The following is a 25,814-nucleotide window of genomic DNA, read 5'->3' as shown; positions in this document are numbered from 1 at the left end:
GTCTCTTTCCGACCTGTGAGCGGCTTCACGGGCGGCGGGGGAAAGCGGTGGTTAGCATGGCTGGGTCGAGAATCCGAGAAGACAGGGGCCTGCACAACCATGGAGCCTGGTTCCGAAGGGCCTTTCAAACGGCTCGCCCGCGAGGTCGCCAAGTTCGGCGCGGTGGGCGTGGTGGGCACCGTGGTGAACTTCGCGGTCTCGAATCTGCTGTGGCATCTGACCAGCCTGCAGGCCGTGCGCGCCAACGTGATCGCGACGATCGTCGCCATCGCGTGCAACTACGTCGGCTTCCGGTACTTCACCTACCGTGACCGCGACAAAAGCGCCCGCACCAAGGAACTCAGCCTGTTCCTGGCGTTCAGCCTCGTCGGCCTGGTGATCGAGAACGGCGTCCTGTTCGCGGCGATCTACGGCTTCGGCTGGGACAGCTCGCTCCAGCGCAACATCTTCAAGGTGCTCGGCATCGGCATCGCGACGCTGTTCCGCTTCTGGTCGTACCGCAGCTGGGTGTTCAAGGCGCTGCCGGTGGAGGACGAGGCGGAGTCGGCCGGGGAACCGGTCGCGAAGGCGGAGGCCGTCATCGAGCCCCAGCGTGGGCCGCTCCCCCGCCCCAAGCAGCACGTGAGCTGACTCACCCACGCCCTCCGGCCCTCAGCGGACCGTGGGCTCCTCTTCCTCCGCGGACGGCCGCTTCGTCGGCGGCGTACGCGACAGGAAGAGACCGAACACCGGCGGCTGCAACTGAAGCATCTCCAGCCGCCCGCCGTCCGCCTCCGCGAGGTCCCGCGCGACCGCCAGCCCGATCCCCGTGGAGTTGCGGCCACTGATCGTGCGCTCGAAGATGCGGGCGCCGAGGTCGGTGGGAACACCGGGCCCCTCGTCCGTGACCTCTACGACGGCCTGGTTGCCGGTGACGCGGGTGCGCAGGGCGACCGTGCCGCCGCCGTGCATCAGGGAGTTCTCGATCAGCGCGGCCAGCACCTGCGCGACGGCGCCCGGGGTGCCGACGGCCTGGAGATGCCGCTTGCCGGAGCTGACGATCGCGCGCCCCCCGCTGCGGTAGGCGGGGCGCCACTCGGCGAGCTGCTGCTGGATGACCTCGTCGAGGTCGAAGGAGACGGCGGATCCGGTACGAGGGTCGCGCGCGTTCGTCAGCAGCCGCTCCACGACGTCCGTGAGCCGCTCGACCTGCGTCAGCGCGATGGTCGCCTCCTCCTTCACCGTGTCCGGGTCGTCGGTGAGGGTGATCTCCTCCAGCCGCATGGACAGCGCGGTGAGCGGCGTACGCAACTGGTGCGAGGCGTCGGCGGCGAGCCTGCGCTCGGCGGTGAGCATGCGGGCGATGCGCTCGGCGGAGGAGTCGAGGACGTCGGCGACCCGGTCCAGCTCCGGCACGCTGTACCGCTTGTGCCGGGGCCGCGGGTCACCGGAACCGAGCCGCTCGGCGGTCTCCGCGAGGTCGGTGAGCGGCGAGGCGAGCCGGTTGGCCTGCCGTACGGCGAGCAGCACGGCGGCGACCACGGCGAGCAGCGCTACGGCACCGATGATCAGCAGCGTCCGCCCGACCTCACGGGTGACGGTCGAGCGCGGCTCCTCCACGGTGACCGTCTCGCCCTCCTCGCCCTTGGCGGTGGAGCGGATGACGTCACCGGTCGGCTTGGTGCCGACCTCGATCACCGGGTCGCCCGGGATGCGGATCACGGCGTAGCGGTCCTCCGTGACCTGCGTACGCAGCACCTCGGAGTCGACGATCTCCGCGCCGAGTATCCGGCTGTCCACGATGCTGGCCAGCCGCAGCGCCTCGGAATCCACGCGTTCCTGGGCGCTGTTGCTGATCGTGCGCGTCTCGACGATGACGAGGGACACGCCGAAGACAGCGATGACCACGAGCACCACGGCGAGCGTGGACTGGATAAGGCGACGACGCACGGCACTCTCCGGGAAACGGCGACTGTCAGCGCCCCGAGAGGGGCGCGGGAAACGGCGCGACCAGCCCTACACAACGGCCGGTCGCGCACACCACACGAGCCACCCACGGCGCAGGCGCAACGCGCGTAGCCGACCTAGCTCTTTTCGAACCGGAACCCGACACCCCGGACGGTGGCGATGTACCGGGGGTTGGCCGCATCGTCACCGAGCTTCTTCCGCAGCCAGGAGATGTGCATGTCGAGGGTCTTGGTCGACGACCACCACGTCGTGTCCCACACCTCGCGCATCAACTGGTCGCGGGTGACGACCCGGCCGGCGTCCCGCACGAGCACCCGCAGCAGGTCGAACTCCTTGGCGGTGAGCTGGAGTTCCTCGTCGCCCATCCACGCACGGTGGGACTCGACGTCGATACGGACGCCGTGCGTGGCGGGCGGCTGCGCGGGCTCGGCCGCGCCGCGCCGGAGCAGGGCCCGGACGCGGGCGAGCAGTTCGGCGAGCCGGAAGGGTTTGGTGACGTAGTCGTCGGCGCCCGCGTCGAGGCCGACGACGGTGTCCACCTCGTCGGCGCGTGCGGTCAGGATGAGGATGGGGACGGTGTGGCCCTCGGCGCGCAGTCGGCGGGCGACTTCCAGGCCGTCCATACCGGGCAGGCCCAGGTCCAGGACACACAGGTCGATGCCACCCTGGATGCCGGCGTCGAGCGCGGTCGGTCCGTCCTCGCGCACCTCGACCTCGTAGCCTTCCCGTCGCAAAGCGCGGGCCAGCGGCTCCGAGATGGACGCGTCGTCCTCGGCGAGCAGTACACGGGTCATGAGGTGATGGTAGTCCGCCTCGGACAGCGGTCGAGGTGTGATCGCCACGAGTGATTCTTACCTTGGGGCAAGTCGGATTCACTCGCGTGAAGAATCCGGTCCGAACCTGCGCCTGTGGGATGCCATCCTTGTAAACACCTTGGAAAGGTCGGTCGCGGTTCCACTTCTTCCTGTGATCGATGTCTCAAGTCCTTCCATATACGGCAGTGTCCTGCCGTATGGTGACTGGACCGCCTGTAGTGACACCGGGGACCTTTGGCGAGCATTCACAGCTGAAGGTCCCTTTTGCGTGCGGCTCTCCCGACCAGCAAGGATCGACCATGGCGTCCAGCCTGACGAAGGACTCGGTGACTCCGGGCACCCCCGGTTCCGAGCAGACCTTCTTCGGCCACCCCCGCGGACTGGCCACGCTCTTCATGACCGAGATGTGGGAGCGCTTCTCCTACTACGGCATGAGGGCCCTGCTTCCCCTGTACCTGGTCGCCCCCGGCGGCCTGCACCTGAGTGCGACCACCGCCACCGCGATCTACTCGGTGTACCTGTCCCTCGTGTACCTGCTCGCCCTCCCCGGCGGCTGGTTCGCGGACCGGGTCCTCGGCCCCCGCAAGACGGTCGCCGTCGCGGGCGTGATCATCATGCTCGGCCACCTCACGCTGGCCCTGCCGTCCTCGGGCACGTTCTTCGCGGGCCTGGGCCTGGTGGCGATCGGTTCCGGTCTCCTGAAGGCCAACATCTCCACGATGGTCGGCCACCTCTACGAGGGCCCGGACGACCCGCGCCGTGACGGCGGCTTCACCCTCTTCTACATCGGCATCAACATCGGTGCCTTCGCCGCGCCGCTGGCCATCGGCACCGTCGGCGAGAACGTCAACTGGCACCTCGGCTTCGCGCTCGCCGCGGTCGGCATGGCCATCGGCCTCGCCCAGTACCTGCTCGGCACGCGCCACCTCAGCTCCCGCTCGGACATCGTCCCCACGCCGCTGTCCGCCGCGGAGAGGACGGCCACCCTGCGCAAGTCCGCGCTGTGGGCCGCCGTCGCCGTCGTCTTCTACGCGGTCGTCGGCTTCTCCGGCCACTACACGCTGAACTGGCTGCTGGTCCCGATCACGGTCGCCGGCCTGCTCATCCCCGTCGTGGTCATCGCCCGCATCAAGCGCGACAAGACCCTCGACCGCGCCGACCAGTCGAAGATGTCCGCGTACATCTGGTTCTTCGTGGCCGCGGCCGTCTTCTGGATGATCTACGACCAGGGCGGCTCGACGGTGTCCCTGTTCGCCGACTCCTCGGCCAAGAACACCGTGTTCGGCTGGGAGTTCCCGGTCTCCTGGTACCAGTCCGTCAACCCGGTCCTCATCATGGCGCTGGCCCCGGTCTTCGCCTGGGCCTGGCTGGCCCTGGCCCGCCGCGGCAAGGAGCCCAGCACGGCGACGAAGTTCGCGATGGGCCTGGTCCTGATCGGCGCGTCCTTCTTCCTCTTCCTGGCCCCGCTCGCGATCGCCGACGGCGGTCACAAGGCGGCGGCGATGTGGCTCGTGGCGATCTACTTCGTCCAGACGGTCGGCGAGTTGACCCTCTCCCCCGTCGGCCTGTCCGTCACCACGAAGATGGCTCCCGCGAAGTACGCCTCCCAGATGATGGGCGTCTGGTTCCTCGCGGTCACGGCGGGCGACGCCACGACAGGCCTCCTGTCCATCGCGGGCGTCGACCTGAACAAGACGGGCATCGTCGCCCTCCAGGCCGTCCTGGCGGTCCTCGCGGGCGCGGCGGTGTGGATGTACCGCAAGAAGGTCAGGCAACTCATGGGCAACGTGCACTGACACTCGTCCACGGCCACGTCAGCGCGCCTGGGCCGCCGCACCCCTCGGGGTGTGGCGGCCCTGTGCGTGTTCCCGGCGTTTCTCAGCGACCGCGTTGGGCCGGCACGCGTCTACCGGAGTCGTCTCCGCCCCGGCATGAACGTGAACACCGCCACGCCCAGAAGGATCGCCGTGCCGGAGACCAGGCCGAGCGCCTTCAGGCCGCCGTGGCTGTTCGAGCCGGTCTCCGCCAGGCCTCCCGAGGTGGATGTCGACGTCGACGTGCCGCCCGATGTCGAGGAGCCGCCCGACGCTCCGCTCGCCTGTTCCGTCGTGTCGAGGGTCAGGGAGACCTCCGACTTCGTGGGCGTACAAGTCGTCGTCGTGCCAAGGGCGTTGACCGTCAGGACGCCGGGTGACAGCGTCGACGTACCGCTCGCGCCAGGCTTGTACGTGCCGGTCAGGTCAGGAATCGCGATCGGGTCGCCGGACTTGATGGCGGCGGAGTTGGTCGGCCCCTCGACGTGGACCGTGCCGCTGTCGGCACCGCCCAGGACCACCTCCATCGACGGTTTCACGGAGTCCGCGGGGATGTCCGCCGGGCTGTCCATCACCGACCCGTTGAACTTCACGGTGAGGTCGTAACTCCCGCCGTCCTTCTTGGCGTTGATCTGCACGGGCGAGGTCGCGTTCTTGTCACCGATCGGCGTCTTGCACGCGTACGGGACGGAGACCTCCTTGCCGGTGAAGTCCGTCTGGCCGGTCCCGGTGCCGTCGCTGGGGCTCGCCGATGTCGAATCACTGGGCGACGCGGACTCCGAGGCTGATTCCGACGCCGACGCGGAGGCCGACGTCGAGTCCGAAGGGGTGGGGGACGTGCTCGATGAACTGCCGTCCCCCGCCGTCACATTGATCGTCGCCGAAGGCGAGACCGTCGCCGTCGGTGCGCACTTCGTGTCCGTCGAGAACGCGTTGACCGTGTACGCGTCCGGTGTCAGCGTCACCGATCCCGCCGTCGTCAGCTTCAGCTTGCCCGTCATGTCGGACAGGGTCATCGCCGCGCCCTTGGGGATCGCCGGGTTCTCGCGCGGGCCCAGCATCGCGATGTCGGCGGTCTGCGCACCCTTGGCCTTCAAAGTGCCGGACGGCTGGACCGAGTTGGCGGGCAGATCGATGATGTCGGGGTTCTTGGACGCGGCCTGGGTGAACTTCCAGACGACGTCGACCGTGTCGCCCACCTTCGCCGTGGCGGGCGCGGTGATCTCGACCTTGGTGGTGCCGTCGACCGGGTCGATACCGGCGGGCGGCACGCAGTGGGTGGCGTAGGACACCTCGGCGGCCTGCGCGGCCTGGGCGCTCAGGCCGAGCGCGAGGCCCGCACCGCCGAGGACCAGCGCGAACGCGGCCGCGCCCGCTCTCCGTACACCGCCTCCGCCGGCCGGTATGACTCTCCTTCGCTTGCTCACGTAAGTCCCTTCCTGGTGGGAGTCGTCGGACTCGTCGGGCTGTCGTCGTGCGGTGCGGAGAGTCGACCGGCCGTGCCCGGATCGGAGTCCGGGGTGAACCACGGCAGGGTCGAGGTCGTGGGGGCGGCCGCGGCTGTTTCCCGGGAGGCGGCCGCCTTGCCGAACTTCGGCATGCGCAGGGTGACTTGGGCGGGCACGCTCAGGCTCCGGTGCCGGGGCGGGCCCATGCTGCGGGCTGCCTTGCGGGGCCGTAGCCGGTCCACCACGGCCATCCCGATACGGAACACCGCCGCCGGTACGACCACGCAGACCAGGATCCAGAACAGGGTCACGCCCCAGGGGCGGCCCACGCCCCACGGCTGTTCGGCGAGCACCCGGCCGCCGTACTTCATCGAGACGGTGTAGTCGCCGTGCGCCCCGGCCGCGAGTTCGACCGGGAGTTTGATCTCCGCCTTCCCGCCGGGCGCGATCGTGCCGCTGAACTGCTGGTCGTCCCACTGCGGCGCGAACACCCCGTGGGAGGTGCCGACTTGGAACACGGGGTTCTTGACGGGGGACGAACCGGCGTTGCCGACGGTGAAGACCAGCGTGCGGGACGGGGGTGCCCCGAACCAGGTCAGCAGCCCGCTCGAACCGTCCAGCCGGGGGTCGGAGAGGACCGACAGCCGTCCGGTCGACGGCTCCGCGGGGAGTGGTTCGACCGCGTGGCCCGCCACCTGGAAGACCGTGTCCGCCGACGCGCTCGCCCCCGTCACCGTCGCCACATGCACCACGCACGGGCACGGCACCGGCGGTTCGGACACCGGCAGCTTCTTGCTGAAGATGCCCTTGGCGTCCGTCGTGACGGCTCTGCCGTCCGCGTTCGCACAGGAGTTGGTACCGCCGATCACCCCGCGCGCGGGCGTCGCCTGCCCGCAGATCAGCACCATCAGCAGGGCGCGCGCCCGCCAGCCGCTCCCGGAGACGGTGATCGAACCACCCGCTCCCGCCTGCGACTTGGAGAGCTTCACACTCGGCCCGCCCGCCGCCGCGGCGGACGTCGCTCCCGCCAACGGCAGCAGAAGCAGCGCGAGCACCGCCACCAGCGCCGGAATCCGAACCTTGCCGCTCACATCACCGCTCCCGTCAACTCGGCTTCCGTACGCGGGTGTTCGGCCGTCGCATCGTCGTCATCCGTACGGCGCCGCCGACGTCGTACGAGAAGGCCCAAGAGGAGCAGCGCGCCCCCCGCCGTCGCCACCGCCGCCCACGGCACGAACCGCGCCGACGCGTCCGCCGTGTCGTGGGCGCCGCCCGTCGCCGTGACCGTGAGGCGCAGGTCGACGGCGTCCAGGGTGGGGTGGCCGGGCCAGGGTTCGGTGAGCTTCAGGCGTTGGCCCGGCGGGAGTTGGACGGGGAGGGTGCGGGGGGTGCGGTCCAGGAGGGTGCCGAAGATGCCGGTGGCGTGGACGGCGAGTCTCGGGGTGAGGGGGGTGGTGCCGCGGTTGACCAGTTCGTAGGTGATGCGGTCGCCGTGGACGGCGACATGCTCGACGGTCAGTGCGGACAACGCCGGGCCGGATATGTGGAGTTGGAGTCGTGCCGTCGCCTCGCGACCGCTCGTGTCCCGCGCGATGATCGTGGCGGTGCGGTCGCCGGGGGCGGCGGTCGCCGGGACGTTCACCGTGAACGGGATGTCGGCCCGGGTGCGGGCCGGGACGCCGACTCCCGTGTCGGCGAAGGTGACCGGGACGCCCGTGGCGCGCAGCCGTACCGTGATCGGGCGGGCGGTGGGGTTGGTCACGGACACCGTGTCCTGGAGGGTCGTGCCGGGCTCGCCCTCGGCGTAGAACGTCGGGCGGCCGCCGCCCGCGGGCGCAACGGTCCATCCCTCGGCGGCCGTTGCGGTGGGCGCGGCCGCCAGGAGGGCGAGGAGGGACAGACACAGGACGCGGGTGGTCGACGACAGCATGGGCGGCTCCAGCAGGCTTGGAGGGGGCTGTCAGCGGCGGGCGCGGGCCGTCTGGTTGCGCCGGGTCAGCCACAGGGTGCCCGCCGCGCCCGCGAGCAGCACCGTGCCGCCGAGCGTGCCGAGGGCGATGACCGAGTCGTCGGGGCCGGTCTTCGGGAGCGTGCCGCCGGAATCGGTACCGGTACCGGTGGTGCCGCTGGTACCCGTCGAGCCGCTGGCTCCGGACGAACCACTGGATCCGGACGAACCACTCGCCGACGTGACGTCCAGCGTGAGGGACGGGCCGGGGCTGTTGGTGGGGGTGCACGTCGTCGTCGTACCGAGGGCCTTGATGGTCAGAATGGCCGCCGTGAACGTGACCTTGCCGGACGCCTTCGGGGTGTACGTGCCCGTCAAGTCGTTGATTTTGATGGGGGTGTTGGCGGGGATCGCGGCCTGGTTGGCCGGCCCCGACACCGAGACCGTGCCGCTGTCCGCGCCGCCCACCTTGATGGTGGCGCTCGGGCTCATCGCACCCTTGCCGAGTTCGACGGGGCTGGACGAGACGCCCTTCTGCCAGGACATGGTGAGCTTGTAGCCGCTGCCGCTCTTGACACCCTTGATGTCGATCGGCGAGACGGCGGTCTTGACGCCGATGGGCGTCTGGCACTTGTAGTTGACGTCGACCACGTCGGCCCGGGCTGCGGGGGCGGCCATGAATACCGCCGAGCCGGCCAGAGCCGCGACGGACGCGAGCGCTGCGGTTCGTTTCTGGTACGACACGGTCCCCTCATTCCTGACGGCACATCAGATCGGCCGTCAAGGTACGCCCGGGGTCGTGAGGAGGGAAGACAAGGCGCACGCCGGAGTTGTGACGATCCGGCGTGCGCGAAGGTGTGACCGAGTGGAGGGGGTGACCGGAGGTAACCCGAGGTGGGCGAGCGGAGGGCCAGGTCAGGGCACGGAGAGACGGACTTCCCGGCTAGGCCGGCGCGCCCAGCTCCGCCCATACCGTCTTGCCGGTGACTCCCGGGGCGCGGACGACCCCCCAGTCCAGGCACAGCCGCTGCACGATGAACATGCCGTGGCCGCCGGGGCGGCCCGCGCGGTGCGGGGTTCTGGGGGCGGGCTGGCCCGTGCCGCGGTCGGAGACCTCGACCCGGATCACCTTGTTCTCGCAGGTGATCCACATCTCGTCCGGGCCTTCGGCGTGCAGACAGGCGTTGGTGACCAGCTCGGAGACGACGAGGAGCACGTCCTCGGCGGCGGCGCGCCGGTCGGCGCCCTCGGCGGGCAGCCAGCCCCAGGCGTACAGGGCCTGGCGGGCGAAGTCGCGGGCCAACGGCACGACCCCGCTCTCGCCCGCGAAACTGAGTCTGCGGGTGTTCCGGCCCACGGCCGGTTCGGCGTCGTCCCCGACGGACGGCACGGCAGCGCCTCCGGCGGGCGCCTCCGCGGCGCCACCGGACTCCGGGCGGTCGCCCGGCGGGTAGGGCCGGGTGGTGCTCATCAGCGCTTCACCTCACCGATTCACCGGTTCACGATTCAAGAGTCGGTACGTGTTCAAGAGTCAGTCGGTACGTGTTCAAGAGTCAGTACGTGGATCAGGAGCGATTTGGTCGCTCGGGGTCTCGACAGGTTCAGATGTTCTCCTGCCCGAGCGAACCGGCAAAACACCCCTTACTCGGCACGGAAGACGAGGCACGGGGAATCCGCCGGTCGCACGGGGGAGAACGGGACTCAGCCGGACTCGTCGGCGAGGGCGGCCCCGAGGGTGTCGTGGACGGTGAAGACCGCTTCCGCCCCTGTGATCTCGAACACGCGCGCCACCGCGGGCTTCATCCCCGCGAGGTGCACCCCGCCACCTGCGGCTTCCGCCTTCAGGCGCGCGCCGAGCAGTACGTTCAGGCCCGTGGAGTCGCAGAACTCCAGCCGTGAGCAGTCCACGACGAGCCGTGCGTACCCATGGGCGAGCAGGTCCTCCAGCGGCTCGCGCAACAGATCGGCGGTGTGGTGATCCAACTCACCCGCCGGTGTCACGACAGCGCTGAGGCCCTGTTTCCGCACCTCGACCAGAAGCCGGCCAGACTGTGCGCTGCCGACCGTCCCGCGGTCCATGCCGTCTCTCTCTCCCGAGGTCGTGGCTGTTGACGTTCGCCCTGGAACACTACGCCTTCCTCACACTCTCCAACACCCGAACAACCGCCCATAAGTGGACATATGGGTGCAGAGCGCACTTGCGGCGGGCTCCGGAAAACGGGTAGGGCTAGTAGAGACAAGTATTTGGACATTCGACACGACGGACAAGTCCGGCCACCGACCGGATCTCGACCCGAGTGCCGATACGACCGACCGACCGACACGACCGGCTTTGGAGGCGCCGCACTCCGCAGTGCACGCACCGGCTTCGGCAGCCATATGCCGAGAACGATGGAGGACGCCATGTCACCCCGGCTCGACGCATCGCCTACCCCGACAGCGACGTCGACACCCCCACCGGCACAACTGGATCCCAATGCCATCGAGGGGCTCCCCGAGATCCCCCCGTACGACGAGGTCGGCGCCGTAGACGCGCGGGCGCTCTCCAAGACCCTCTTCGAGCGGCTCGAATCGCTCGAGGAAGGCACGTACGAGTACTCGTACGTCCGCAACACCCTCGTCGAACTCAACCTCGCGCTGGTCAAGTTCGCCGCCTCCCGCTTCCGCTCGCGCAGCGAGCCGATGGAGGACATCATCCAGGTCGGCACCATCGGCCTGATCAAGGCGATCGACCGCTTCGAGCTCAGCCGCGGGGTCGAGTTCCCGACCTTCGCGATGCCGACCATCGTCGGTGAGATCAAGCGCTTCTTCCGCGACACCTCGTGGTCCGTGCGCGTCCCGCGCCGGCTGCAGGAACTCCGGCTCGACCTGGCCAAGGCCGGCGACGAACTGGCCCAGCAACTCGACCGCGCCCCCACCGTGGCCGAGTTGGCTCAGCGCCTCCAGATCTCCAAGGAGGAGGTCGTCGAGGGCATGGCGGCGTCAAATGCCTACACGGCCAGCTCACTTGACGCGCAACCCGAGGAGGACGACTCCGAGGGCGCCCTCGCGGACCGTATCGGCTACGAGGACCACGGACTCGAAGGCATCGAGTACGTCGAGTCGTTGAAGCCCCTGATCGCCGAACTCCCGTCCCGGGACCGGCAGATCCTCTCCCTGCGCTTCGTCGCCAACATGACGCAGTCGGAGATCGGCGACGAGCTGGGCATCTCGCAGATGCACGTGTCGCGGCTGCTGTCGCGGACACTGGTGCGGCTGCGCAAGGGACTCACGGTCGAGGAGTAGGCCCTACGGCCCCCTCCGCGGGTCCCTCCAGGGTCCCTCCGGGAGCCGGCCGCGAGTCGTCTCCCCTGCCTGTGCTGAGCGCGGCGCGCGTGTGCGTGCGCCGCGCTCAGGCTGTTCCCGGACTCTCCCCCGCCGTTCCCGGACTCTCCCTCTCCGTTCTCGGGCTCTCCCCCACCGTTGCCGGGGTTACCCACAGAAACCTCTTTCCCCACCGGTCTCCTTCCACCACTATGGTCACCCGACAAACTGGCTGGTCTGTCAGGACAGGTGCGAGGAGGCGGGCGAATGGTTCGCTCCGACGAGGACGGCGGCGCGCACACGCACGCCCCCGACGCGCGGCTCACGGAACTACTGCGCGCCGACACGTCCACGGTCTACGCGGCCCTGCAAGAACTCCGCACCCGGCACAACCAGTCCGTCCTGTCCTACGCCCGCCTGTGCACCACGAGCGAGTCGGCGGCACGGCAGTTGGCGGCACAGACGTTCACCCTCGCGGCCCGCGAGACGGCACGCGGCGTGGACCCGGCCGTCCCCTGGCGGCACCAACTCCTGCTGCTGACCGGGCGGGTGGCCGCGTCATGGTCCCAGGACGACCGCTCGTCCGGCCTGGATGCCGGCCTGCTCCTGCTCCTGAACACGACGGACCCGGCACCTTCCATGCTTCCGGCGTTTCTCTCGCTCCCCTCTCGGACACAGGGCCTGGTCTGGTACGGCATCGTCGACGGGGAACCGGAAACCGTGACCGCCGCCTTCCTCGGCCTCACCCGCGAGGACGTCGTCCACGGCACCGAACAGGCCCTCCAGGCCATGGCCCAGGTCTGCCTGAAGTCCCGCCTGGCCGCCTCCGACGACCCGCGTTGCGGTGACTTCCGGCGCCTGATCGAGGAGTCCGTACGCCCCGAGAACCCCCGCGTCAGCGCCGACCTGCACGCCCACATGGCGCACTGCGCCCACTGCACGGGCGCGTACGAGGAACTGACGGCGCTGCGGGACGCTCCGCGGGCGACGCTGGCCGAGGGGTTGTTGCCGTGGGCGGGGGCGTCGTACGCGATGAGGGGGCGCGACGAGGTGAGGGGCAACGCCCCTGAGACTCCGGCGAGTTGGTCACCCTCGCGTCGACTGGTGCTGGCCTCGGCGGCGCTGGGGGTGGCACTGGTGCCGCTGCTGTTCTTTCTGCTGCGGCCGGGCGGTTCATCACAGCCGGGAGCGGCGGCGGGCGCGGGGGCGATTCCGTCGACCCCGTCCGAGGTGACGGTGACGGCGACGGTCCCGGTGACGCCGTCGACAAGCCCTTCCCCGTCCAAGTCACCGTCTCCGACGAGGAGTTCGAAGCCGACGCGATCGGCGAGTCCGACGTCCTCACCGACTCCGGCCGCTCACGCGCCGAACGGCGCGTACGCCCAGGTCGTGAACGTCTCCACGGGCCGGTGCCTGGACATCCGCGACGGCGACCTGACGGAGGGCACGGATGTGATCACGGCCCCCTGCACCTCGTCCGACACCCAGTTGTGGCGGGTGGACTCGGCCCGCGGGGTGGTGCAGTCGTCCGCGGACTCCGACCTGTGCCTGGACAGCCGGGGGTCCGTGGACAAGGGGGTCGGCGTCTGGGAGTGCGATTCCGTGGACGGGAGTCACGGCGACAACCTGAGGTTCACGGTGGACGCGGACGGGGTGATCCGGCCGGCGATCGCGATCCTGACGGGGATGGCGCCGGACGGGGAGGAGGGCGTGTCACTGGTGCCGCTCAGCGGGGGTGCGGAGCAGCGGTGGCGGGCGGGGTGAAGCGGGAGGCGGCCGGGGGGGGCGGAGGCGGGCGAGGGGGCGGAGGCCGACCGGAGGAGCGGAGGCGGGCCGGGGGGAAGCGGAGACGGGCCGGGGGAAGCGGAGGCCGACCGGGGGCAGCGGACGCGGGCCGGGGGGAACGGACGCGGGCCGGGGGGAACGGACGCGGGCGGGAGGGAAGCGGAGGCGGGCCGGGTGAAACCGAGGCCGGCGAGGGGAAGCGGAAGCCGGCGGGGTGAAACCGAGGCCAACTACCGTTGCTCCGCATGACAGTCACCGAGACGGACATCACCGAGGGCCTGATCCGGGGCCTGTTGCGCGAGCAGTACCCCGACCTGGCGGACCGCCCCCTGACGCTCGGTGCGCTCGGCTGGGACAACCAGGTGTGGCGGCTCGGCGACGACCTCGCCGTCCGCCTGCCGTGGGCGACGGAGTCCGCGGACGCGCTGCTGCGCAAGGAACACGCCTGGCTGCCCGGTCTCGCCCCGCACCTTCCGCTGCCGGTCCCGGTCCCGCAACACCTGGGTGAACCCTCCGAACGCTTTCCACGCCCCTGGCTCATCACCACCTGGGTACCGGGCGAGCCGGCCGACCGCGCCCCCGTGACCGTGACGCGCGGCGCGGAGGCGGCCGTAGCCCTGGCCGCCTTCCTGACCGCGCTCCACCGCCCCGCCCCCGAGGGTGCGCCGACGGGACGGGACCGCGGGGGCCCGCTGGCCGACCACGCCGAAGGCCTCGCCCGAGGGCTCGCCTCGGCCACCGAACTGGGCCTGATCCCCGACCCGGACGCCGTCCGTGCCGTCTGGGAGGACGCCGTGGCCGCGCCCGAGTGGGCGGGCCCGCCGCTGTGGCTGCACGCCGACCTCCATCCGGCCAATGTCCTGACCACGAACGGCACGTTCTCCGGCGTGGTCGACTTCGGCGACCTCTGCGCCGGCGACCCCGCCTATGACCTCGCCGCCGCCTGGATCCTGCTGCCGGACGGCGCGGCGGAGGTCTTCCACGAGGCTTGCAGTCCGACCCCCGACGCCGCGACCCTGCGCCGCGCACGGGGCTGTGCGGTGCTGCGCGCCCTCGCGGGCCTCCACATCGGCCATGCCGGCGACCACGGGCGCCCCGGCGGCAAGTCCACGTGGGGTCCGCCGGCCCGTGCCTCGCTACGACGGCTCACGGGAGGTTGAGAAAAGGGGGCTCAACTCCCGGAGGACGGTGGTAGGACGGGGACCGGCACTGCGGACAGCGGCCGGTGCGCGGGCCGAACGGACCACTGCGGGAAGGGAGTTGGGCATGGCGGGTACCACTGGCATGGCGGCACAGAACATCGACGAGGTCGTGGACGGGCTTGCGGGGATCGTGCGGGAGGCGACCCGCGCCGGTGACCGTATGGGGTATTTCGCGGCCCTGTACCGACAGGTGACCGTCGAGATCCGCAAGGCCATCCACGAGGGACAGTTCGAGGACGGCCCCCGCATGGACCGCTTCGACACGCTCTTCGGCAACCGCTACTTCGCAGCGCACGACGCCTGGCTCCGCGACCGGAGCGGACCGCGCTGCTGGCGCGAGACGTTCGGCCTGCTCGACGACTCCGACACGGTCATCGTCCAGCACCTGATCCTCGGCGTGAACGCGCACATCAACCTCGACCTGGCCGTGGCCGCCGCGGGGACCAGCCCCGGCGAGGACATCCATGCACTGCAGCACGACTTCCTGCTGATCAACGACATCCTCGCGCGGGTGGTGCTGGTGCTGGAGGACTCGGTGGGTGCCCTGTCCCCGCTCCTGTCCCTGCTGGACAAGGTCGGGGGCCGTACGGACGAGGCGATCCTGGACTTCAGCGTCGTCCAGTCCCGCCAGGAGGCCTGGTACAACGCGGTCCTGCTGGCCGGCCAGACGGAGGCGCAACGCGAGGCGACCATCGAACGGCTCGATGTGCGGGCTGCGGTACTGGCTCGGTTGATCGCGCGGCCGGGTCTTCTCGTCCGGCCGGCGCTGGAGTTGATCCGCCACACGGAGAGCGATGACGTGGCGGCTGTCATCGCGCATCTGGACGGGGCGATGGGGCGGGCGTCCGCCGGGCGGGGGACGGGGTGAGGCCCGGCGGATCGGCCCTCTGCTTCAGGACCCCTCGGTGAACAACTCCCGCGCGTCGGCGACCTCGTGGGAGCGGTCGAACCAGGTGCCGAGTTCGTCGAGGTCGGTGGAGGCGAGGATGCGGTCGCGGACGCTGTCAGGTACGTCGATCCGACGCCGTTGGAAGGTACGCAGAATGGCAGCCGCCCATCCTTCGGCGCGCCCTTCCTCCCTGCCCTCTTCCCGGCCTTCCTCCCGGCCTTCACCTCGCACCTGCTCCGCCAGCGGGTGCCGCCAGAAGTACTGCATCGCCGTCATCAGGTCCCTCCACATCTGCTGGGCCTGGCGGTCTGCCAGGCATGAGTCGACGAACTGCACGAAGACCGCGGCACTGTCCGGGTCGATGGTCCGCAGGGCGGTGGCCAGGTTTTCCAGTATGGCGGCGGCCTGCGGACCCTTGCCATGTGTCATCGCCGAAAGCACCGCAAGGGGTACGTCCCGTTCGGCCTCCCGATCGTCCACGATCACCGGCACGTTGTCCGGTCCCAGGACGAACGGGCGCACCGTCAGCGGGGGGCATCCACGTACCCCGAGGTGAATGGGCTCCGCCGCCCAGCGGGCTGTTGCGCTGTTCTGGGTTATGACGATGAGCACCGGTTCGCAGCGGTACTTCTCGTGCAGGTAGCTGAGGTAGTACGGCCAGCTGCCGCGTTTCCTGTCGTCGGGCTTGCCCTGTGATTCAACGACCAGGAGGTAGGCCCCGTCGTCGGTCTCCGCCCGGAGCAGCGTGTCCACGCGTTTCTCGACCGGTTCGATCTCGGTGAGGTCCACGTTCATGGCGGCGAACTCACGCGGTTCGGGGAAGGGGATGCGTAACACGCTCTGAAGGGCACGGGTCAGAGGCGCGGGATCCTTCTGGAAGATCCGGTGCAGCGCCTCGTGGGACGAACTGGGCACTACGCCACCTCCAGTTCGCACCACACGTACTTGCCGCGCTGCCCGTTCCTGGACAACGGCTGCCACCCCCAGCAGTCGGCACAGGCCCGCACCAACGCGAGCCCTCTCCCTGCCTCGGCGTCCAAGAGCTCCCCCAACTGCCCCGGCGGTTCAGGGGGTTCGGGGTCCGCGTCCCACGCGCCGACCCGCAGCACCCCTGCCGCCCACCGCACCCGGAGCATCACCGGCCCCTTGGTGTGCAGTACAGCGTTGGCCACCAGCTCCGTCGCGAGGAGTTCGGCGGTGTCCACGACCCGGATGAGGCCGTGCGCGGTGAGGACGAGGCGCAGGGTGCGGCGGCAGACGGTGACGGCACGGCGATCGTGCGGAACGGAGAGGGAGTACTCCCAGGGTTCGGGCTCGGCTTCCTCGTTTTCGGGCATGCGTCAGCTCCAGAGGGGTGGCGGTTGATGTGGCGCGGGCGGTGGCATTGCCGCAGCCGTCATGGCAGGACGAAGCGGTGCGCTTCCGCAGCGTGTACGTCGCATCACTGAAGGTAGGGTAGTAATTCCAACCTGGGCAAGCCGCTCGCGTAATCTGACACCCGAACGAGGAGTCCCAGAGAGGCAGTTACCGGAATGACCATGCGGAACCAACCCACCGCACGCCAGGTGCGCCTGGGTGCCGAACTGCGCAGGTTGCGGGAGGCAGCCGGGTTGTCTGCCAAGGAGGTTGCAGGCCTGCTGAATTCGAGCTCGACACACATGAGCCAGATCGAGGCAGGCAGTTCCGGCATCAGCGAGGAACGTCTGCGCAGGCTGGCAGCGCACTGCGCCTGCGCGGACGAGTCACTGGTCGAAGCCTTGGTGGCAATGGCGGCCGATCGGACCCGGGGTTGGTGGGAGGAGTACCGAGGTGTCCTGCCGCCGGTCTTCCTCGACGTAGCCGAGTTGGAGCACCATGCGACTTTCCTGCGGGAGGTCGTGATCACCCATGTACCGGGGCTGATGCAGACCCCGGACTACGCCCGTGCCGTCTTCGGGTACATGGTCCCGGAGCTGCCACCGAGCGAACTGGCCCCACGTGTCGAGCACCGCATGCAGCGCAGAGCGGCTCTCGAAGGCGACGACCCAGCCACGTACGAGACAGTCATCCACGAGTCGGCGCTGCGGATCCGCGTCGCCGACCGCCAGGTCGCCCGGGCCCAACTCCTTGAAGTCCTCCGGACCATCGAGGAGGAGCGGGCAACGGTACGCCTCGTCCCGTTCGACACAGACGGGTTCGCCGGCGCCAGCAGCGCGATGATGTACATCGGCGGACCGATCACTCAACTGGACACAGTTCTCCGGGACTCACCCCACGGCACGGCCTTCGTGGACACCGGATCCCAGCTGGAACGCTTCCGACAGCTGTTCCATAAAGTGGAGAAGACAGCGCTTGGCCCGGCCGCATCCCGGGACTTCATCCACCAAATCGCAAAGGAATTGTGAGGCGTCAGCATGACCCAGGCCGCCCAGTGGCAGAAGTCCTCCTTCTCTGAAGGCGGGGACGGCAATACCTGCGTAGAACTCGCCGCCACCTCACCCACCACCCTCCACCTCCGAGAGAGCGACACCCCCGACACCGAACTCACCACCACCAGCACCCCGTTGGCCCATCTCATACGCGGCGTGAAGTCAGGGCACCCGTTCCACCCAACGGCCTGACCAGCGGCACCAGGCAGAAGGAAGCGCGAGGACCCGTATGCCCCAGCCCAGGCACTGGCAGAAGTCCACCTTCTCGGGTGGCGGCGAAGGCAACACCTGCGTAGAACTCGCCGCCACCTCACCCACCACCCTCCACCTCCGCGAAAGCGACAGCCCCACCACCGAACTCACCATCAACGCAACCCCGTTGGCGCACCTCATACACGCCGTCAAGTCAGCCCGCTTCCGCACCTGAGCACGCCCCGCCCGGGGGGCTATCCCCCACTCCGATCCTGAGGCACACCGGATCGCCCCCCGCCGAAGCCGAAACTAGCGTTCAGCCATGACTTCGGCCCTGCGGAAGCACCTCGCCCTGGCACTCGGCATCGTCACACTGCTCGCCACCGAGGCGGGCATCGCCGTAGCCCAACCTGCTGCCCCCTCCCCCGCGGAGCAGTTGCGTCGGGACACCAAGGCGATCCACGCCCTCGGTGTCAGCGGGGTGCAGGCTCGTACGGTCGCGCCGGACGGCCGGGAAGCCGTCGCCACCAGCGGTACCGCCGATCTGGACACCGGCCGCCCGGTCCGTTCCGACGGCTACTTCCGGATGGCCAGCACGTCCAAGACCCTGGTCGCCACCGTGGTACTTCAGCTGGAGGCCGAGGGCAGGCTGTCGCTGGACGACACGGTCGACCGCTGGCTGCCAGGTGTGGTGCGGGGCAACGGCAACGACGGCACCCGCATCACCATCCGCCAACTGCTCCAGCACACCAGCGGAATTCACGACGACCTACCCGGGTACACCACGCCGGAGGAGTACTACCAGCAGCGCTACGACGTCTACAGCCCCGAGCAGTTGATCGCCCGCGCCATGGCCCACGCTCCGGACTTCCCACCGGGCGAGGGCTGGAGCTACTCCAACACCGGTTACGTCCTGCTCGGCACCATCATCCAGAAGGCCACCGGCCGACCCGCCCACCGGGAGATCGACGACCGTATCGTGCGTCCGCTCGGCCTCAACCAGACCCGCTGGGGCGGTACTTCGTCCACCCTGCCCCGTCCGCACGCGAAGGCCTATCAACTCTTCGGGCCCGATTCCGTGGTGGACGTCACCGACCAGATACCGGTGGACTACGAGAACCTCTCGTTCGTCACGACCACCCGGGACGAGAACACCTTCTTCCGCGCGCTGCTCGCCGGCCATCTGCTGCCGACACGTCAACTCACCGAGATGAAGCGGACCGTCCCCGTGAGTGCGGAGGTCCAACAACTGTGGCCCGGCGGCCGATACGGACTCGGTCTGGCCGAACGCCCCCTGAGCTGCGGAGGAACCTACTGGAGTCACGAGGGCGGGGACGGCGGCTACATCACCCTCAACGGCGTCACCGGCAACGGCAGTCGAAGCGCCGTGGTCTCCATGTCCGAGGCCCGCGGTGACACCCTGGAACACATCCTCGCCCAGGAGAACGCGGCCAGCGCCCTGATCGACCACGCGTTGTGCGCCGGGAGCCCCAACACCCCGTGATCAGAGCAGAGTTACCGGGTTGCTCAGCGCCGCCATCCGCCCTCCCGGATGCCGTACCTCGACCCGGATGAATGCCAGCTCTCGCGCACCGGTACGCCACTCCACCACGCCAACTCCCGCGCCCGGCAGCGAAGCAACATGAGCCTTCCCCCGCTCAGTGTGAAAACTGACCGCCCCCGAGGGCACACCACGCACGCCCACCCGAGCCACGACCGGTCCGCGAACGCCCTCCAACTGCTCACCGACACCCACCCGTTGAGCACCGGTACCGGCGGAGACCGTGAACGACAACTCCACGGCAGCAGACTCGGCAATCCAACTCCGCCCGGCACGAATCCCGGCGAGCACCGCATCCGTACTCAACTCCTCGGCCCGCACGACGGTGTGCGGAACACCGATCTGGCCCGACAGATGCGCGTCGCTGTTCCCCATCACCGGCCGCCACCCGCCCTGCCGCCGGATGTCCGTGCCGAGACTCCGTCCCCACTCCGCCAACGCCGCCTCGTTGTCCGCCTGCCAGGGCAGGTCCGAACTCCACGGCCCGTTCCAGACCTCGACCACGTCGAACCCCTGGTACGGATACAGGAACATGCCCGAGTCGTACGGCGCGTGCGGATGAGCCGCCACGCACAACCCGCCACCGCGACGGACCTCGTCGAGATGCCGGCCGACCACCCCGTCCCGCACGCCGTACCGCCAGTCGACCACCTGCCCCGGTCGCACCCCCAGCGCAAGCCAGTGCCCGGTCCGGGTGGTGACCTCCTGCCCCAGAACCACCAGCAGATCGTCACCGGCGCACCGGCCCCAAGTGCCATGCGTTTCCACGTTGTTGTGCTCGGTCGCCGCCAGGAAATCCAGCCCCGCCGCACGGGCCTCGACAGCGAGACGTTCCGGCGTCAGCTCACCGCCGTGCGAACACGTCGAGTGCACGTGGCAGTCGCCGCGATACCAACCGCCTGCCCTACCGGCCACCCGCTCCCCGACCCTCCCCCGAGCCCCGCCCCGACATCAGTCAGACAACCCGTGCCCCGCGCCGCCACACCCCACTCACCAACGGCACCCCCGGCCGATAAGCCAAATGCACATGGCTGGGCGCGTCCAGCAGCACCAGGTCGGCCCGCGCCCCCACCGCGATCCGCCCCACGTCATCCCGTCGCAGCGCCGCCGCCCCACCCGCCGTAGCCGCCCACACCGCCTCGTCCGGCGTCATCCCCATGTCCCGTACCGCGAGCGCGATGCAGAAGGGGACGGAGGATGTGAAGGAGGAGCCCGGGTTGCAGTCCGTCGACAACGCGACCGTGACGCCCGCGTCCAGCAGGCGGCGCGCGTCCGGCCACTCCGCGCGCGTCGAGAACTCCGCGCCGGGGAGCAGGGTCGCGACCGTCGCGCCGCTCGCCAGCGCGTCCACGTCCGCGTCCGTGAGGTGGGTGCAGTGGTCGGCGCTCGCCGCGTCCAGTTCTACGGCGAGTTGGACGCCCGGGCCGAACGACAACTGATTGGCGTGGATGCGCGGGTGCAGGCCCTTCGCCTTGCCCGCCGTCAGGATCGCGCGCGCCTGGTCGCCGTCGAACGCGCCCTTCTCGCAGAACACGTCGATCCAACGGGCGTGCGGGGCACAGGCGTCGAGCATCTCGCCGGTGACCAGGGAGACGTACGCGGCCGGGTCGTCGGCGTAGTCCGGCGAGACGATGTGTGCGCCGAGGTACGTCACCTCGTCCGTGTGCGCGGCGGCGATCCGGAGGGCTCGGGACTCATCTGCGACCGTCAGGCCGTAGCCCGACTTCGTCTCGAACGTCGTCGTGCCCTGGCGGAGCGCCTCGTCCAGGTAGCGGGTGAGGTTCGCCTCCAGTTCCGCGTCGCTCGCCGCGCGCGTCGCCGCGACCGTCGTGCGGATGCCGCCCGCGCTGTACGCCCGCCCGGACATCCGCGCGTTGAACTCCTGCGTGCGGTCGCCCGCGAAGACGAGGTGCGAGTGGGAGTCCACGAAGCCCGGCAGGACCGCCCGCCCACCGGCGTCGACCCGATTGTCAGTGGCGGGTGCTTTGCTTGTCTCACCGGTCCACGCGATGCGGTCGCCGTCGATGACGACGGCCGCGTCCTGGATCAGACCGAGGGGAGAACCGTCACCCAGGGAGGGGTTGTTGGTGACCAGCGTGGCGATGTTGGTGATGACAGTGGTGCTGCTCATCGTGTCCTCGTGGGTGCGGGGGATCGTGGCCTCGTGGGTGCGCGGGTGGGCGATCGGCTCTACGCGCGCAGGGCTTCGACAGCTGCGGCGAGCGCCTGCGGTACGTCCGGTACGAGCGCGTGCGCCCCGTCGCGTACGACGTGCCGGCCGCCCACGACCGTGTGCCGTACGTCCGCTGCCGTCGCCGCGAATACGGCCGTCTCGGCACCGAGCCTGGGCACCGGCCCCGCTGTTCTGACCGAGTCGAGCGCGATCGTCGTGAAGTCGGCGAGCGCGCCTGCCTCCAGCGTGCCCGCTTCCTCCCAGCCCAGCGCCGCGTGACCGTCCGCCGAAGCCGCGCGGAGCAGGGCCGCCGCCGTCCAGTGACCCCTCGTGCGGGTGCGCAGGCGCTCGTTCAGCTCCATCGCTCTGGCCTCTTCGAGCAGGTCGATCACCGCGTGGCTGTCGGAGCCGAGGGAGAGGGGTGAGCCGGCTCGTTGGAGGGCGACCGCCGGGCCGATGCCGTCGGCAAGGTCCCGTTCCGTCGTCGGGCACATGCAGGTACCGGTGCCCGAGCGCCCCAGCAGCGCGATGTCCTCGTCCGTGAGGTGCGTGTTGTGGACGCCGGTGGTGCGGGGGCCCAGCACCCCGTGGTCGGCGAGGAGTTGGGTCGGGGTGCAGTCGTGGGCGGTGCGGCAGGCGTCGTTCTCGGCGGTCTGCTCGGAGAGGTGGACGTGGAGCGGGGCCCGGCGCTCTTCGGCCCAGCGGGCCACCGTCGCCAACTCCCGTGCGGGCACGGCCCGTACGGAGTGGATGGCGGCACCGATCCTCGCGTGATCCCGTTCCTTGAGAAGTGAACAGCGTTCCGCCCAGGCGTCCGCGCTTCCGTCGGAGAAGCGGAGCTGGTGGCGGTTGGGGGGCTGGCCGAAGCCGGAGGAAAGGTAGGCGGTGTCGAGGAGGGTGATGCGGATACCGGCTTCGGAGGCGGCGGCGATGAGGGCCTCGCCCATGGCGTTGGGGTCGGCGTAGGGGGTGCCGCCGTGGGCGTGGTGCACGTAGTGGAACTCGCCCACCGCCGTGATCCCGGCCAGCGCCATCTCGGCGTACACCGCGCGGGCCAGTGCGTGGTAGGTGTCCGGGGTGAGCTGGTCGGCGAAGGAGTACATGAGCTCCCGCCAGGTCCAGAAGGTCCCGGAGCCCACCTGCACGGTGCCGCGCAGGGCGCGGTGGAAGGCGTGGCTGTGGGCGTTGGCGAGACCGGGGAGGGTGAGGCCTCGGAGGGGCTCGGCGCCGGGGGGTGGCGCGTCAACTCCGGTGCGGACGGCGGTGATACGGCCGTCCGCTACGTCCAGGGCTACGCCCGGCTCGACGTTGGTGTCGAGCCAGGCGTGTTCCAGCCAGTACGTCCGCGTGGTGGGGTGCGTCACCTGCAGGCCAGCCCTTCCAGTACGTCGGCGAGTGCGGTCACCCCGGCCACGCAGTCGTCCTCGGCCGCGAACTCGGCCGGGGAGTGCGAGACGCCCGTGGGGTTGCGCACGAACAGCATGGCGGTCGGGATGCTCCCGGAGAGGATTCCGGCGTCGTGTCCGGCACCGGTACCGAGGACGGGGACGTTCAGCTCCGTCTCCTTCCGCAGGACCCGGGCGAGTTCGTCGCGCAGGGCGTGGTCGAACTCGACGACGGGGGTGAAGGACTCCCGGACGACGTCCAGGTCGACGCCGTGGGCTTCGGCGTACTCGCGGGCCGCCTTCTCGACGCCGGTGACCACGGTGTCGAGGGTCCGCTGATCGGCGGCGCGGGAGTCGAGCCAGCCGCGCACCAGGGAGGGGATGGCGTTGACGCCGTTCGGTTCTACGGCGATCTTCCCGAACGTGGCTACGGCGCCCGCGAGTTGGGCCTCGCGGCGGGCGGCGAGCACGGTCTCGGCGTACGACAGCATGGGGTCCCGCCGGTCCACCAGCCTCGTCGTACCGGCGTGGTTGGCCTCGCCCCGGAAGTCGAACCGCCAACGCCCGTGCGGCCAGATGACGCTGGCGATGCCGACCTGGTCGCCGGAGAGGTCCAGGGCGCGGCCCTGTTCGACGTGGAGCTCGACGAACGCGCCGATGCGGGCGAGCCGTTCGGGGTCGGGGCCGATGGCGTCGGCGTCGTAACCGGCGGTGGCCATGGCCTGCGGCAGCGTGACCCCGTCGCCGTCGGTCAGCCGGTGCGCCTGCTCGACGGTGAGCTGCCCGGCGGTCAGCCGTGACCCGACACAGGCGAGCCCGAAGCGGGCGCCCTCCTCGTCACCGAAGTTCACGATGGCGAGCGGCTTGGTGAACTCCGCTCCCCTGCCGCGCAGTTCGTCGAGCGCGGCGAAGGACGACACGACTCCGAGGGGCCCGTCGAAGGCCCCGCCGTCGGGTACCGAGTCGAGGTGCGACCCGGTGACGACGGCGTCCCCGGCGGTGGGGTCACCGAGCCAGGCCCACTGGTTGCCGTTGCGGTCCAGCTCGTAGGTCAGCCCGCGAGCCTCGGCTTGCGCCTTGAACCAGTCCCGGCACTCGGCGTCGGCGCCGGTCCAGGCGTAGCGGCGGTAGCCGCCGGAGGCGGAGTTGCGGCCGATCGGCAGCAACTCCGCCCACATGCTGTGGAAGGTCACGCGTCTCCACCCTCGCGCATCGGCACCCGCACGCCCCGCTCGTCCGCGACCCGCTCCGCGATGTCGTAGCCGGCGTCGACGTGCCGGATGACGCCCATGCCGGGGTCGTTCGTGAGGACCCGGCGGATCTTCTCGCCGGCGAGAGGCGTGCCGTCGGCCACCGTCACCTGGCCCGCGTGGATGGAGCGGCCCATGCCGACGCCGCCGCCGTGGTGGATGGAGACCCAGGAGGCGCCCGACGCCACGTTGACCATCGCGTTGAGCAACGGCCAGTCGGCGATCGCGTCGGAGCCGTCGAGCATGGCCTCGGTCTCGCGGTAGGGGGAGGCGACGGAGCCGGAGTCCAGGTGGTCGCGGCCGATGACCAGCGGGGCGGCCAGCTCGCCGGAGGCCACCATGTCGTTGAAGCGCTCGCCGGCCTTGTCGCGCTCGCCGTAGCCGAGCCAGCAGATGCGGGCCGGGAGGCCCTGGAAGTGGACGCGTTCGCCGGCCAGCTTGATCCAGCGGTGGAGGGACTCGTTCTCCGGGAAGAGGTCGAGGATCGCCTTGTCGGTCTTGTGGATGTCGGAGGCCTCGCCGGACAGGGCGGCCCAGCGGAAGGGGCCCTTGCCCTCGGAGAAGAGGGGGCGGATGTAGGCGGGGACGAAGCCGGGGAAGGCGAACGCCCGCTCGTATCCGGCGAGTTGGGCCTCGCCCCGGATCGAGTTGCCGTAGTCGAAGACCTCCGAGCCGGCGTCCATGAAGCCGACCATCGCCTCGACGTGCTTGGCCATGGACTCGCGGGCGCGGGCGGTGAAGCCCGCCGGGTCCTTGGCGGCGGCGTCGGCCATGTCCTCGAATGCGATGCCGATCGGCAGGTAGGCCAGCGGGTCGTGGGCCGAGGTCTGGTCGGTCACGATGTCGATGGGGGCGCCCTCGGCGAGCATCTGCGGGAACAGTTCGGCGGCGTTGCCGAGGAGGCCGATGGAGAGCGGGCGGCGGGCGTCGCGGGCCTCGACGGCGAGTTGGAGGGCGTGCGCGAGGGAGTCGGCGCGGACGTCCAGGTAGCGGTGCTCGATGCGGCGTTCGATGGCGCGCGGGTCGACGTCGATACAGATCGCGACGCCGTCGTTCATCGTGACCGCGAGGGGCTGGGCGCCGCCCATGCCGCCGAGGCCGGCGGTGAGGGTGATGGTGCCGGCGAGGGTGCCGTTGAACTTCTTCGCGGCGACGGCGGCGAAGGTCTCGTAGGTGCCCTGGAGGATGCCCTGGGTGCCGATGTAGATCCAGGAACCGGCGGTCATCTGGCCGTACATGGTGAGTCCGAGGGCCTCAAGGCGCCGGAACTCCTCCCAGTTCGCCCAGTCGCCGACGAGGTTGGAGTTGGCGATGAGGACGCGCGGCGCCCACTCGTGGGTCTGCATCACGCCGACCGGACGGCCCGACTGGACGAGCATCGTCTCGTCCTGCTTCAGGGTGCGCAGTGTGCGGACCATGGCGTCGAAGGAGCGCCAGTCGCGGGCGGCCTTGCCGGTGCCGCCGTAGACGACGAGCTTGTCGGGGTGTTCGGCGACCTCGGGGTCCAGGTTGTTCTGCAGCATCCGCAGGGCGGCTTCCTGCTGCCATCCCAGGGCGCTCAGTTCCGTACCGCGCGGTGCTCGTACGGGGCGGGGTCCTGACATGGTCTGCCTCCTAGCGGACTGCTCTCAGTGGATTTTCTACTACAGCTATTCACATCCTGTCTTCGTGAATAGAACTAGTCAATACATGGG

Annotated in this window: 25 protein-coding genes; 10 read left to right on the top strand and 15 right to left on the bottom strand. The window is 70.1% G+C overall.

What is annotated here, in order from left to right; translation table 11 throughout:
• Positions 1-99 precede the first annotated feature (99 nt).
• Positions 100-630, top strand: a complete 531-nt coding sequence (locus tag OG714_RS30330) for a GtrA family protein (RefSeq protein ID WP_406125711.1) — start codon at positions 100-102, stop codon at positions 628-630.
• Between the two features lie 21 nt (positions 631-651).
• Here OG714_RS30330 and OG714_RS30325 read toward each other — a convergent pair whose 3' ends face one another.
• Both OG714_RS30325 and OG714_RS30320 read right to left on the bottom strand, forming a co-directional pair.
• Positions 652-1,929, bottom strand: a complete 1,278-nt coding sequence (locus OG714_RS30325) for an ATP-binding protein (RefSeq protein WP_406125709.1) — start codon at positions 1,927-1,929, stop codon at positions 652-654.
• A gap of 134 nt (positions 1,930-2,063) precedes the next feature.
• A complete protein-coding gene (locus OG714_RS30320) occupies positions 2,064-2,741 on the bottom strand; it encodes a response regulator transcription factor (RefSeq protein ID WP_174447603.1) in 678 nt (225 codons plus the stop codon).
• 320 nt (positions 2,742-3,061) lie between these two features.
• Here OG714_RS30320 and OG714_RS30315 point away from each other — a divergent pair, with 320 nt between their 5' ends.
• Entirely contained in the window at positions 3,062-4,558 is a 1,497-nt protein-coding gene (locus OG714_RS30315; protein WP_406125707.1) for an oligopeptide:H+ symporter, read from the top strand.
• Between the two features lie 110 nt (positions 4,559-4,668).
• Here the strand turns inward: OG714_RS30315 and OG714_RS30310 are convergent, their stop codons facing one another.
• The 6 genes from OG714_RS30310 to OG714_RS30285 all read right to left on the bottom strand — a co-directional run bounded on the left by OG714_RS30310 (position 4,669) and on the right by OG714_RS30285 (position 10,051).
• Complete coding sequence (locus OG714_RS30310) at positions 4,669-6,003, bottom strand: hypothetical protein (RefSeq protein ID WP_406125705.1); 1,335 nt, start codon at positions 6,001-6,003, stop codon at positions 4,669-4,671.
• Positions 6,000-7,115 (bottom strand): hypothetical protein, encoded by a 1,116-nt coding sequence (locus OG714_RS30305; RefSeq protein ID WP_406125704.1) that lies wholly within the window; start codon positions 7,113-7,115, stop codon positions 6,000-6,002. The genes OG714_RS30310 and OG714_RS30305 overlap by 4 nt, the downstream gene beginning before the upstream one ends.
• Positions 7,112-7,951: a hypothetical protein gene (locus tag OG714_RS30300; RefSeq protein ID WP_406132010.1), complete on the bottom strand. Its 840-nt coding sequence runs from the start codon at positions 7,949-7,951 to the stop codon at positions 7,112-7,114. The genes OG714_RS30305 and OG714_RS30300 overlap by 4 nt, the downstream gene beginning before the upstream one ends.
• Before the next feature lie 33 nt (positions 7,952-7,984).
• The gene (locus OG714_RS30295; RefSeq protein WP_406125702.1) at positions 7,985-8,716 is read right to left on the bottom strand and encodes an LPXTG cell wall anchor domain-containing protein; all 732 of its coding nucleotides are present in this window, start codon (positions 8,714-8,716) and stop codon (positions 7,985-7,987) included.
• A 199-nt stretch (positions 8,717-8,915) separates the two neighbouring features.
• A complete protein-coding gene (locus OG714_RS30290) occupies positions 8,916-9,443 on the bottom strand; it encodes an ATP-binding protein (protein WP_327403536.1) in 528 nt (175 codons plus the stop codon).
• Positions 9,444-9,673: 230 nt separating this feature from the next.
• Positions 9,674-10,051 (bottom strand): STAS domain-containing protein, encoded by a 378-nt coding sequence (locus OG714_RS30285; RefSeq protein WP_033284379.1) that lies wholly within the window; start codon positions 10,049-10,051, stop codon positions 9,674-9,676.
• Between the two features lie 324 nt (positions 10,052-10,375).
• Between OG714_RS30285 and OG714_RS30280 the strand changes: the two genes are divergently transcribed.
• From OG714_RS30280 to OG714_RS30265, 4 genes are all read left to right on the top strand, one after another.
• Positions 10,376-11,257: an RNA polymerase sigma factor SigF gene (locus OG714_RS30280; RefSeq protein ID WP_406132009.1), complete on the top strand. Its 882-nt coding sequence runs from the start codon at positions 10,376-10,378 to the stop codon at positions 11,255-11,257.
• Between the two features lie 285 nt (positions 11,258-11,542).
• On the top strand, positions 11,543-13,039 hold the full coding sequence (locus OG714_RS30275) for a ricin-type beta-trefoil lectin domain protein (RefSeq protein ID WP_406125700.1): 1,497 nt from the start codon (positions 11,543-11,545) through the stop codon (positions 13,037-13,039).
• A gap of 266 nt (positions 13,040-13,305) precedes the next feature.
• Positions 13,306-14,220, top strand: coding sequence for an aminoglycoside phosphotransferase family protein (locus OG714_RS30270; protein ID WP_406125699.1), 915 nt, complete (start codon positions 13,306-13,308; stop codon positions 14,218-14,220).
• A 106-nt stretch (positions 14,221-14,326) separates the two neighbouring features.
• Positions 14,327-15,130, top strand: coding sequence for a DUF5995 family protein (locus OG714_RS30265; protein ID WP_406125698.1), 804 nt, complete (start codon positions 14,327-14,329; stop codon positions 15,128-15,130).
• A 24-nt stretch (positions 15,131-15,154) separates the two neighbouring features.
• On the opposite strand, the gene OG714_RS30260 is transcribed toward OG714_RS30265, so the two are convergent.
• Both OG714_RS30260 and OG714_RS30255 read right to left on the bottom strand, forming a co-directional pair.
• Positions 15,155-16,066, bottom strand: a complete 912-nt coding sequence (locus OG714_RS30260; RefSeq protein WP_406125696.1) for a hypothetical protein — start codon at positions 16,064-16,066, stop codon at positions 15,155-15,157.
• The gene (locus tag OG714_RS30255) at positions 16,066-16,488 is read right to left on the bottom strand and encodes an ATP-binding protein (protein WP_406125695.1); all 423 of its coding nucleotides are present in this window, start codon (positions 16,486-16,488) and stop codon (positions 16,066-16,068) included. The genes OG714_RS30260 and OG714_RS30255 overlap by 1 nt, the downstream gene beginning before the upstream one ends.
• A gap of 195 nt (positions 16,489-16,683) precedes the next feature.
• Here OG714_RS30255 and OG714_RS30250 point away from each other — a divergent pair, with 195 nt between their 5' ends.
• The 4 genes from OG714_RS30250 (at position 16,684) to OG714_RS30235 (ending at position 19,255) form a co-directional block, all read left to right on the top strand.
• Positions 16,684-17,535 carry a helix-turn-helix domain-containing protein gene (locus OG714_RS30250; protein ID WP_406125693.1) on the top strand — a complete coding sequence of 284 codons (852 nt, stop codon included), beginning with the start codon at positions 16,684-16,686 and terminating at the stop codon, positions 17,533-17,535.
• Positions 17,536-17,544: 9 nt separating this feature from the next.
• On the top strand, positions 17,545-17,751 hold the full coding sequence (locus tag OG714_RS30245) for a DUF397 domain-containing protein (RefSeq protein WP_406125692.1): 207 nt from the start codon (positions 17,545-17,547) through the stop codon (positions 17,749-17,751).
• Between the two features lie 37 nt (positions 17,752-17,788).
• Entirely contained in the window at positions 17,789-17,986 is a 198-nt protein-coding gene (locus OG714_RS30240; RefSeq protein WP_406125691.1) for a DUF397 domain-containing protein, read from the top strand.
• 87 nt (positions 17,987-18,073) lie between these two features.
• Positions 18,074-19,255, top strand: a complete 1,182-nt coding sequence (locus OG714_RS30235) for a serine hydrolase domain-containing protein (protein ID WP_406125689.1) — start codon at positions 18,074-18,076, stop codon at positions 19,253-19,255.
• On the opposite strand, the gene OG714_RS30230 is transcribed toward OG714_RS30235, so the two are convergent.
• Genes OG714_RS30230 through hutU form a run of 5 tightly spaced genes read right to left on the bottom strand, consistent with a single transcriptional unit; the run spans position 19,256 to position 25,724 of the window.
• Positions 19,256-20,227, bottom strand: a complete 972-nt coding sequence (locus OG714_RS30230; RefSeq protein WP_406125688.1) for a CehA/McbA family metallohydrolase — start codon at positions 20,225-20,227, stop codon at positions 19,256-19,258. It lies immediately after the preceding gene.
• A 40-nt stretch (positions 20,228-20,267) separates the two neighbouring features.
• On the bottom strand, positions 20,268-21,443 hold the full coding sequence (gene hutI, locus OG714_RS30225) for an imidazolonepropionase (protein WP_406125685.1): 1,176 nt from the start codon (positions 21,441-21,443) through the stop codon (positions 20,268-20,270).
• Between the two features lie 59 nt (positions 21,444-21,502).
• Entirely contained in the window at positions 21,503-22,849 is a 1,347-nt protein-coding gene (locus OG714_RS30220; protein ID WP_406125684.1) for a formimidoylglutamate deiminase, read from the bottom strand.
• Positions 22,846-24,063: an allantoate amidohydrolase gene (locus tag OG714_RS30215; RefSeq protein WP_406125682.1), complete on the bottom strand. Its 1,218-nt coding sequence runs from the start codon at positions 24,061-24,063 to the stop codon at positions 22,846-22,848. Before OG714_RS30215 ends, OG714_RS30220 begins: the two co-directional genes overlap by 4 nt.
• Positions 24,060-25,724, bottom strand: coding sequence for a urocanate hydratase (gene hutU / locus OG714_RS30210; RefSeq protein WP_406125681.1), 1,665 nt, complete (start codon positions 25,722-25,724; stop codon positions 24,060-24,062). The genes OG714_RS30215 and hutU overlap by 4 nt, the downstream gene beginning before the upstream one ends.
• Between the last annotated feature and the right edge of the window lie 90 nt (positions 25,725-25,814).

It is taken from the genome of Streptomyces sp. NBC_00989, assembly GCF_045162655.1.
Taxonomy (GTDB): Bacteria; Actinomycetota; Actinomycetes; order Streptomycetales; family Streptomycetaceae; genus Streptomyces.
The sequence above is the reverse complement of the archived record's forward strand: the minus strand, read 5'-3'. Positions and strand labels throughout refer to the sequence as shown.

Coding starts and splice junctions, on each gene's coding strand:
- OG714_RS30330 (WP_406125711.1), top strand. CDS start 100: ATGGAGCCTGGTTCCGAAGGGCCTTTCAAACGGCTCGCCCGCGAGGTC.
- OG714_RS30320 (WP_174447603.1), bottom strand. CDS start 2,741: ATGACCCGTGTACTGCTCGCCGAGGACGACGCGTCCATCTCGGAGCCG.
- OG714_RS30315 (WP_406125707.1), top strand. CDS start 3,062: ATGGCGTCCAGCCTGACGAAGGACTCGGTGACTCCGGGCACCCCCGGT.
- OG714_RS30290 (WP_327403536.1), bottom strand. CDS start 9,443: ATGAGCACCACCCGGCCCTACCCGCCGGGCGACCGCCCGGAGTCCGGT.
- OG714_RS30285 (WP_033284379.1), bottom strand. CDS start 10,051: ATGGACCGCGGGACGGTCGGCAGCGCACAGTCTGGCCGGCTTCTGGTC.
- OG714_RS30280 (WP_406132009.1), top strand. CDS start 10,376: ATGTCACCCCGGCTCGACGCATCGCCTACCCCGACAGCGACGTCGACA.
- OG714_RS30275 (WP_406125700.1), top strand. CDS start 11,543: ATGGTTCGCTCCGACGAGGACGGCGGCGCGCACACGCACGCCCCCGAC.
- OG714_RS30270 (WP_406125699.1), top strand. CDS start 13,306: ATGACAGTCACCGAGACGGACATCACCGAGGGCCTGATCCGGGGCCTG.
- OG714_RS30265 (WP_406125698.1), top strand. CDS start 14,327: ATGGCGGGTACCACTGGCATGGCGGCACAGAACATCGACGAGGTCGTG.
- OG714_RS30255 (WP_406125695.1), bottom strand. CDS start 16,488: ATGCCCGAAAACGAGGAAGCCGAGCCCGAACCCTGGGAGTACTCCCTC.
- OG714_RS30250 (WP_406125693.1), top strand. CDS start 16,684: ATGACCATGCGGAACCAACCCACCGCACGCCAGGTGCGCCTGGGTGCC.
- OG714_RS30245 (WP_406125692.1), top strand. CDS start 17,545: ATGACCCAGGCCGCCCAGTGGCAGAAGTCCTCCTTCTCTGAAGGCGGG.
- OG714_RS30240 (WP_406125691.1), top strand. CDS start 17,789: ATGCCCCAGCCCAGGCACTGGCAGAAGTCCACCTTCTCGGGTGGCGGC.
- OG714_RS30235 (WP_406125689.1), top strand. CDS start 18,074: ATGACTTCGGCCCTGCGGAAGCACCTCGCCCTGGCACTCGGCATCGTC.
- hutI (WP_406125685.1), bottom strand. CDS start 21,443: ATGAGCAGCACCACTGTCATCACCAACATCGCCACGCTGGTCACCAAC.
- hutU (WP_406125681.1), bottom strand. CDS start 25,724: ATGTCAGGACCCCGCCCCGTACGAGCACCGCGCGGTACGGAACTGAGC.